Origin of the sequence: Bradyrhizobium sp. (assembly GCF_030654605.1) — a bacterium.
Taxonomy (GTDB): Bacteria; Pseudomonadota; Alphaproteobacteria; order Rhizobiales; family Xanthobacteraceae; genus Bradyrhizobium.
Genome location: NZ_JAURXB010000175.1, coordinates 1 through 7,585, shown reverse-complemented (window position 1 = coordinate 7,585; position 7,585 = coordinate 1). Strand labels below are relative to the sequence as shown.

General features: G+C 64.6%; 7 protein-coding genes and 1 pseudogene. 6 read left to right on the top strand and 2 right to left on the bottom strand.

The window, feature by feature from the left end:
• Positions 1-230: 230 nt before the first annotated feature.
• Together Q7U29_RS16190 and Q7U29_RS16185 are read right to left on the bottom strand one after the other, a co-directional pair.
• A complete protein-coding gene (locus Q7U29_RS16190; protein WP_304743140.1) occupies positions 231-2,090 on the bottom strand; it encodes an acetyl-CoA hydrolase/transferase C-terminal domain-containing protein in 1,860 nt (619 codons plus the stop codon).
• Positions 2,091-2,169: 79 nt separating this feature from the next.
• Positions 2,170-3,048 carry a LysR family transcriptional regulator gene (locus tag Q7U29_RS16185; protein WP_304743138.1) on the bottom strand — a complete coding sequence of 293 codons (879 nt, stop codon included), beginning with the start codon at positions 3,046-3,048 and terminating at the stop codon, positions 2,170-2,172.
• A 127-nt stretch (positions 3,049-3,175) separates the two neighbouring features.
• Between Q7U29_RS16185 and Q7U29_RS16180 the strand changes: the two genes are divergently transcribed.
• The 6 genes and pseudogenes from Q7U29_RS16180 to Q7U29_RS16155 all read left to right on the top strand — a co-directional run.
• Positions 3,176-3,466: a DUF1330 domain-containing protein gene (locus tag Q7U29_RS16180; RefSeq protein ID WP_304743136.1), complete on the top strand. Its 291-nt coding sequence runs from the start codon at positions 3,176-3,178 to the stop codon at positions 3,464-3,466.
• A 48-nt stretch (positions 3,467-3,514) separates the two neighbouring features.
• Entirely contained in the window at positions 3,515-4,135 is a 621-nt protein-coding gene (locus Q7U29_RS16175) for a glutathione S-transferase family protein (protein WP_304743134.1), read from the top strand.
• Positions 4,136-4,279: 144 nt separating this feature from the next.
• Complete coding sequence (locus tag Q7U29_RS16170) at positions 4,280-5,698, top strand: TolC family outer membrane protein (protein WP_370691767.1); 1,419 nt, start codon at positions 4,280-4,282, stop codon at positions 5,696-5,698.
• A gap of 17 nt (positions 5,699-5,715) precedes the next feature.
• The gene (locus Q7U29_RS16165; protein WP_304743132.1) at positions 5,716-6,270 is read left to right on the top strand and encodes a hypothetical protein; all 555 of its coding nucleotides are present in this window, start codon (positions 5,716-5,718) and stop codon (positions 6,268-6,270) included.
• Positions 6,271-6,386: 116 nt separating this feature from the next.
• On the top strand, positions 6,387-7,355 hold the full coding sequence (locus Q7U29_RS16160) for an alpha/beta fold hydrolase (protein ID WP_304743130.1): 969 nt from the start codon (positions 6,387-6,389) through the stop codon (positions 7,353-7,355).
• Between the two features lie 37 nt (positions 7,356-7,392).
• Positions 7,393-7,585 (top strand): annotated as a pseudogene (locus Q7U29_RS16155) (hypothetical protein); the annotation flags it as partial.

Here is a 7,585-nt window from a genome sequence, read left to right as displayed (position 1 = left end):
CAGGAAACAAGGTCGCCTGATAACGCGACGCTCCGGTGACATGCGCCATCACGGCCCCCGAATCAGAAAATCCACTCCAAATGATGTTAACACACCCACTTTTCACACAGCCTGGAACGCGGGGACCCATACGCCGCGGCGGGTATTGTTGAGCACGCTGGTCGATGGCTTCTGCAACAACAGATGACCGGGATTATGGGTCCCCGCGTTCGCGGGGACGACGAGAAAGATTATTCCGCCCTGCTCCGCGCCAGCGCCGCGCTGACCAGCGCGCGATAGGCGCGTTCCGAAAATGTCGCGGGATTATCGAGGCCGAGCCGCGCCAGGCATTCAGCATCGGCAGCATCCGGACTGCCTATAATTCCCTGCCACAACAGCCCGGGCAATTGCAGCGGCGAACGCTGCGCTTCCTGCAACACCTGCAGCGCCGGAATCAGCCGCTGCTCGGTGTCGGTGAAGTCGCTGCCGAACGGAAACGATGGCAGCAGGCCCGCTTCGCGCGCCGGCCGCAAGGCGGCCTTGATGCGCTCCGGAAAGTTTTCGCGTTTGTCCGCCGGGATTTCAAAATTCTTCGACAGCTTGCCGGCATCCTTGGCCTGCCGCGCCAGTTCGCTCTGAAAGCGCGAGTCCGCGACGCCGAGCATCGCGGCGATGACGTCGGCGTCGGATTTGCCCCTGAGATCGGCGACGCCGTATTCGGTGACGGTGACATCGCGCAGGTGTCGGGGAATCGTCAGGTGGCCGTAGTTCCAGCGGATGTTCGAATGCGTCCTTGCCTTGCCCTGCCGGGTCGCTTCGACGGTGAGAATCGCGCGCGCGCCGGCCAGCGCAAACGCCTGGGCCACAAAATTATATTGGCCGCCGACGCCGCTGACCACCTGCCCGTCTTCGAGACCGTCGGAAACGGCGGCTCCCATCAGGGTCGCCATCATCGCATTGTTGACAAAACGGGCGTCGACCCGGGCGCGCCGCTTGGCGGCTTCGTCGCCATAGAGCTCGTTGGTAAAGGACACCGGCATCATCTGGATCCGGGCGAGCCGATCCGGCGCCATCTCCCGCAGCGCGCGATAAAAGGATCTCGGCCCGAGGAAGAACGCGCCATGCAGCGCCACGCCATCGACTTCGCGCTTGAGAATGTCGGCCTCGATCAGGCCGATAAACGCCTCGGTCAGCATCTCGCTGACGCCGTAGAGACCCTTTTCGAACGTTGCAGTTTCCAGCGCCGAAGGCTCCGCTCCGGGCGAAAGCCGCTGCATGATCTCGCGAAAGCGCGCAGGCTCGCGATGACGCACGATCAAGCCTTGCGCCAGCGCGTCGCCGATCTGGCCGATGCCGATCTGCAGCGTGCCGCCGTCGCGCACCAGGCCCGCAGTGTGCAGCCCAATCGCGTATTTGGTGTCGCTGACCGGCTCGGCCGGCGGCGCGAACAGCGGAAAATCGGTCTCGGGACTGTCGAGCACCGCGTCGAACTCCGAGGCCGCAAGGTCCCCCGCCCCCGGCATGAACGGCAGTTCGGAATTGACCTGCCCGTACACCTTGAACGCGGCGCGACCCTCGGCGCGGGCGCGCAGCAGATCCAGCGACGTGTCGGTGTTGCAGCTCAGGCTGTAGCGGGTCTCGCCATCGACGACGCGCTTTGCCACCAGCTGCATGACGACGTTCAGCCCGCGCGCCAGCAGATAGGACGACGCATGGGTGTAATTGGCGGAAATATAACGCTGCTGCGCGAACGGCGCGTGCAGCCATTTTCCCGCCAGGAAGAAGAACTCGATCACGCTGATATTGGGCGGCAGCGCCCCTGCATGCAGCGCCCCGGCGTAGGTCAGATCGGGATAGCCGCCGAACAGCCGGTCGATGACGGGCGCAATGAAGCGCCGCTCCAGCAAGCTCTTGGGCCTCGGCTTTTCCAGCGTCAGCGCGGTGAAGAAGGTCAGCTTGATGGCGCGGTCGGCGGCAGCGCGCGCGTAGAGCGCGTTGGCGATGTGGTTGGCCTTGCCGAGCCCGAGCGGCAACCCGACCACGAGGTTGGTGCCGACATCGCGGATGATGTCCTCCGCGAGGTCATCGGGGTCGGTGAATATTTTCGGCATCGGGTTTCCATCGGGAACATTACCAGCCGGCACCGCCGGCCGGTTCACAGATTCGAGCTCTGAACCTAGTATATTTCCGTCAGTCCATCCTGGCTGCGGGACGCGGACCGCCCCGCAAGATCTCCTCCATGGCCCTGACATTCGCCGAACCCGCGCCCTTGCGCCAGATCAGGACGGTCTGCGCGCCATTTTCGGTTCGTGCCAGCGAATGCACGCTCAACCGCTTGCGCTCCGGAAACGTCGTCAGCACGCTCTTCGGGATCAGCGATATCCCCATGCCGGCCACGACGCATCCCAGGATCGCATGATAGGACGCGAGTTCGATGGTGCGCTCCGGCATCTGCTGACGCCTTGCATACCAGTCCTCGAGCCGTTTGCGGTGCGGGCAGCCGTGCTCGAACACCAGCACGGTGCGTGGCAGACTGCCCTTTTTGCCGATCGGCGGATGATTGGCGGGCGCGACGATCACCAGTTCCTCGTCAAAGGCGAAAATCTTCTCGAACGGCGCCTCCGCAATCGGCTCGGCAACCAGGGCGGCGTCGAGATCGCCGGCCAGGATCGCGCTTCCCAGCACCACCGGGTTGCCGGTGCGCAGTTCCAGTACGACCCCGGGATGCCTGCGGTGATACTCGCTCAGCAGCCCCGGCAGCCTGACCGCCGCCGTGCTCTCCATCGCACCGAGCCGGAAGGTGCCGCGCGGCCTTGCGTCCAGCACGGCGCCGCGCGCTTCGTCGGCCAGCGCAAGCAGGCGCTCGGCATAGCCGAGCAATACCTGACCGGCCGGCGCGAGGTGAAGCCGCTTGCCCTCGCGAATGAACAGCGCGACGGACAAATCCTCCTCGAGCTGCCGGATCCTCGTCGTGACGTTGGACTGCACGCGATGCAGCCGTTCGGCCGCGCGCGTCACGCTGCCTTCGCGCACCACGGCGCTGAAAATCTGGAGATCCGACAGGTCCATACATCTCTCCACAAGATCAAATGTATCATAATTATTCATTTTATAGGATTGACCATCCCGCGTAAAGACCACGGAGACGCGATGGTTGGCCATCGCGGTCGACGCGAAGCCACAACAGGAGAACGACATGTCGAGGGCTTATTGGATCGTGCGGGTCTCGGTTCGCGATGAGCAGCGATATCCCGAATACCTTGCCGCGGCTGGTCCTGCCTTTCAGAATTTCGGAGCCAGGTTCGTGGTGCGCGGCGGCGCATTCGAAACCATGGAAGGCGACGCCCGCGGCCGAAACGTCGTGGTCGAGTTCAAGGACCGCGCGACCGCGCTGGCCTGCTATCACAGTCCGGAATATCAGAGCGCGAAGGTGATCCGGCAGAGATATGCGGACGCCGATTTCATCATCATTGACGGGGCCGCCTGAGGCGACCGCGTTGCCGACGGCAAACCTCCACCCTTCAGGGAGATCGATATGCTGACGCTGTATTACGCTGCGCACACCTGTTCACTGGCGTCCCATATCGCGCTGGAGGATGCCGGCGCCGACTACACGACGGTCCGGATCAGCCTCGCCAACGACGAGCAGCGCCAGCCGGAATATCTGGCCATCAATCCGAAGGGCCGGGTTCCGGCGCTGGTGACCGGTCGGGGCATCCTGACCGAGACGCCCGCGATGCTGGCCTTCATCGCGCAGAGCTTTCCGCTGGCAAGGCTGGCCCCGCTGGATGATCCCTTCCTGTTCGCGCAGGTGCAGGCCTTTAACCTCTATCTGTGCTCGACGCTGCATGTGGCCCATTCCCACCGCATGCGCGGTCATCGCTGGGCTGATGATCCCCAGGCGATCGAGGCGATGCAGCGCAAGGTGCCGCAGTCCGTAGCGGCATGCTACGAGTTGATTGAGCATGGAATGCTGGGGGCGCCCTGGGTGATGGGCGAAACCTACACGATCTGCGATCCCTACCTGTTCACCATGGCGCAGTGGCTGGAAGGCGACGGCGTGGATCCCTCGCGATTTCCCAAAGTAATGGAGCACCGGCGCCGGATGTCCGAACGGCTGCAAGTTCAAAGGGCTATTGCAGTGGAACTTGCTTGATGTCGGCGTGTGACGAACCGGCAACAGCAAAGCACTGAATCAAGTTTCGGTGCGCGACTGTTTGTCTGTAGCGGCGGCTGCCTCTAAACAGTAAACACCAAGGCGTCGGCGGGGGCGGACGACCGGAAGTGTTTGCGGGATCATATGGTTGGGCGTGCCGCTAAAGCAGACCACGTAACAAGGCGCGTGCTTCGATCGGGCATTTGTCTTGGCGTGATGGTTTGCGTCGGATTTGCGGCTTCGGCAGCCCGCAGCGAAAACCTACCCGAGGCCCTGGCCAAGGCCTACCAGACCAATCCGCAGCTCAATGCCGAACGGGCGCGGCAACGCGCCACGGACGAGAACGTCCCCCAGGCGCTGGCAGGCTACCGGCCGCAGATTGTCGCCAGTCTCAGCGCCGGGCTGCAGGCGGTACGCGACCTGCTGCCGGGCAACACGTTCCAGTCGGCTACCCTGAAGCCATGGACCGTCGGGGTGACGGTGACGCAAACCCTGTTCAACGGTTTCAAGACCGCCAACAGCGTCCGCGTCGCGGAACTGCAGGTGCAGGCCGGACGCGAAGCCCTGCGCAATGTCGGCCAGGGTGTGCTGCTCGACGCCGTCACCGCCTATACCAACGTGCTGGCCAATCAGTCGCTGGTCGAGGCGCAGCGCGTCAACGTCGCGTTCCTGCAGGAAACGCAGGGTATCGTCCAGAAACGACTCAATGCCGGCGACGTGACGCCGACCGATACCGCGCAGGCGGAGGCGAGACTCAGCCGCGGGCGCGCGGATCTCAATGCGGCCGAGGTCAATCTGGCGATCAGCCAGGCGACCTATGCCCAGGTGATCGGCAATCCGCCGTCGCAGCTGCGGCCCGCCGAAACCGTGGACCGCTATTTGCCGCGCAGCCGCGATGACGCGACCGGCCTCGCCTTCAGGCAGCATCCGGCGGTGCTGGCCGCGGCCTTCGACGTCGACGTCGCCTCCACCACCATCCGCGTCGCCGAGAGCAGCCTGCTGCCGACTGTCACCTTGCAAGGCAGCGTCAGCCGCAGCCGGGACGGCGATCCCACGCTGGGCACGTTCGGGACCGATCAGGCCTCCGTGGTCGGCCAGCTCAATGCGCCGATCTATGACGGCGGCACCGGCGCCTCGCAGACCCGGCAGTCCAAGGAACTGGCGGCGCAAAGCCGGCTGGTGCTCGACCACATCCGCAACCAGGCGCGCACCGCGGCGGTCGGCGCGTGGGTCTCCCATGAAGGCGCCAAGGTCGCGGTAGCCGCTTCCGAAGCCGAAGTGCGCGCCGCAACGGTCGCGCTGCAGGGCGTCGGCAGGGAAGCGCAAGGCGGCCAGCGCACCACGCTCGATGTGCTGAACTCGCAGCAGGATCTGACGCTGGCAAAGGCGCGGCTGATCGGCGCCCAGCGCGAGCGGGTCATCGCCTCCTATACGCTGCTCAGCGCCATCGGCAAGCTCGACGTCAAGACGCTGGGGCTCAACACGCCGGATTATCTGCCGGAAGTGCACTACCATCAGGTGCGCGACGCCTGGCACGGCCTGCGTACGCCGTCGGGGCAGTGAAACGACAGGCTGGCGCCATGAGAAGTCGCCGCATTCATATCACCGGAGCGTCAGGCGCGGGCGTCAGCCGTCTGGGCCGCGCATTGGTCAATGCGCTTTCTATCCCGCACCACGACACCGATGATTATTTCTGGCAGCCCACGTCGCCGCCCTACCAGAAAATGCGCGAGCCTGCCGATCGGCTCCGGCTGATGCACGAGATGTTTCTGCCGCGCACGGAATGGGCGCTGAGCGGATCGCTCACGGGCTGGGGCGATGCCATCATTCCCGCCTTCGATCTGGTGGTCTTCCTGACCACGCCGAGGGAGATCCGGCTGCGGCGCCTGCGGGCCCGTGAGGCCACCCGATACGGGGCGGCCGCGGTCGCGCCCGGCGGCTGGCGCCACAAGGAAACCGAAGAATTCCTTGAATGGGCGTCGCAGTATGACGACGTCGATCTCGCCAGTCGCAGCCTCGCCAAGCATCAGGCATGGCTTGCGGCATTGCCCTGCCCTGTTCTGCGTCTCGATGGATCGCGGCCGTTGTCTGAGCTGGTTGCGGAAGTCAGCCATGCCATTGCTTCCGCGCGTTAACCGCGCGCTGATCATGTCAGGTATTTTTCACCGCGGGGTTGGCGGCGGTCGCTAGACTCGCGCGACGGATCGGGATTCCATCGATTCGCAGTACCGCACCGTCCTGCGAGGCCCCTGTGATCGTCAAAATCCTGCGCTGGTCGATAACGACCTTGCTCGTTCTCCTGCTGCTGGCGCTCGCGGCGATGGCCACTTTCTGGGTAGCGGCTTCGACTCGCGAAACAGCCTTGCGCGACGAACTGGCGCCATCGACCGGCCGTCTGGTGCCGACCGGCTCCGGCCGGGTTTTCGTGCAGGAGAAAGGTCCCGCCGACGGCATTCCCGTCGTGCTGTTTCACGGCACCGCGGCGTGGAGCGAATTATGGCGCCGTACCATCGATGCGCTTGCCGCAGCCGAATTCCGCGTCATCGCGCTCGATCTCCCGCCCTTCGGCTTTTCCGACCGGCCCGGAAGTTATACCCGTCGCGACCAGGCCGCGCGCGTCAACGATGTGCTCGATCAGCTCAAGGCTGCTCCAGCCATCATCATCGGCCATTCCTTTGGCGCGGGTGCCGCGACCGAACTCGTGATGCGATACCCTGATCGGGTCCGTGCGCTGGTGCTGGTCGATGCGGCGCTTGGCCTGACGTCGCCGCCGTCGGAACCGTCGCTGCTGCTCCGGCCGCAGGGAATCCGCGAAATTCTGGTTTCGCTGACGATCACCAATCCGCTGGCGACCAAGGTTCTGCTGCAATCGCTGATCAAGAAGAAGGAGCGTGCGCTGCCGGAATACATCGAGATCCTGCAGCGGCCGACCAGCTTGCGCAACAGCACCCCGGATATCGCTCGCTGGCTGTACTACTTCGCCGGCGACGACCGCACTGCCGACAGTGCCGACCGCAGCGCCTATCCGCGCCTGACTATCCCGGTGGCGATCCTGTGGGGCGACAAGGATTCCACCACCCCGCTGGAACAGGCCCACGACCTGCAGACGCTGCTGCCGCGGGCGGCGTTGACCGTGCTGCCAGGTCTTGGTCACATTCCGCAGATCGAGGACCCCGAGGCCTTCAACTCCGCTTTACTCACGGCGCTCGGGAAGCTGTAAACTCGCGAGCACAGATTCGGGCTGGCTGGAGACAACAATGGACATCATCAGGTGGTGCGCCTGGGGCTACGCGGCGCTGCTCGGCTTCGTGATCCTCACCGGATACATCCCCGCTTTCATCGACGCCAACGACATGATCTTCGGCCTGTTCCGCCGCACCTGGTATGCCGACGGACTGCACCTGGTCTCGGCGCTGTGGGCGGCGACGGTGGCATGGACCTCGCGCCGCG

Excerpts from the sequence above, each read along its gene's own strand:
- Q7U29_RS16190 (WP_304743140.1), bottom strand. The coding sequence starts at position 2,090 with ATGCCGAAAATATTCACCGACCCCGATGACCTCGCGGAGGACATCATC.
- Q7U29_RS16185 (WP_304743138.1), bottom strand. The coding sequence starts at position 3,048 with ATGGACCTGTCGGATCTCCAGATTTTCAGCGCCGTGGTGCGCGAAGGC.
- Q7U29_RS16180 (WP_304743136.1), top strand. The coding sequence starts at position 3,176 with ATGTCGAGGGCTTATTGGATCGTGCGGGTCTCGGTTCGCGATGAGCAG.
- Q7U29_RS16175 (WP_304743134.1), top strand. The coding sequence starts at position 3,515 with ATGCTGACGCTGTATTACGCTGCGCACACCTGTTCACTGGCGTCCCAT.
- Q7U29_RS16170 (WP_370691767.1), top strand. The coding sequence starts at position 4,280 with ATGGTTGGGCGTGCCGCTAAAGCAGACCACGTAACAAGGCGCGTGCTT.
- Q7U29_RS16165 (WP_304743132.1), top strand. The coding sequence starts at position 5,716 with ATGAGAAGTCGCCGCATTCATATCACCGGAGCGTCAGGCGCGGGCGTC.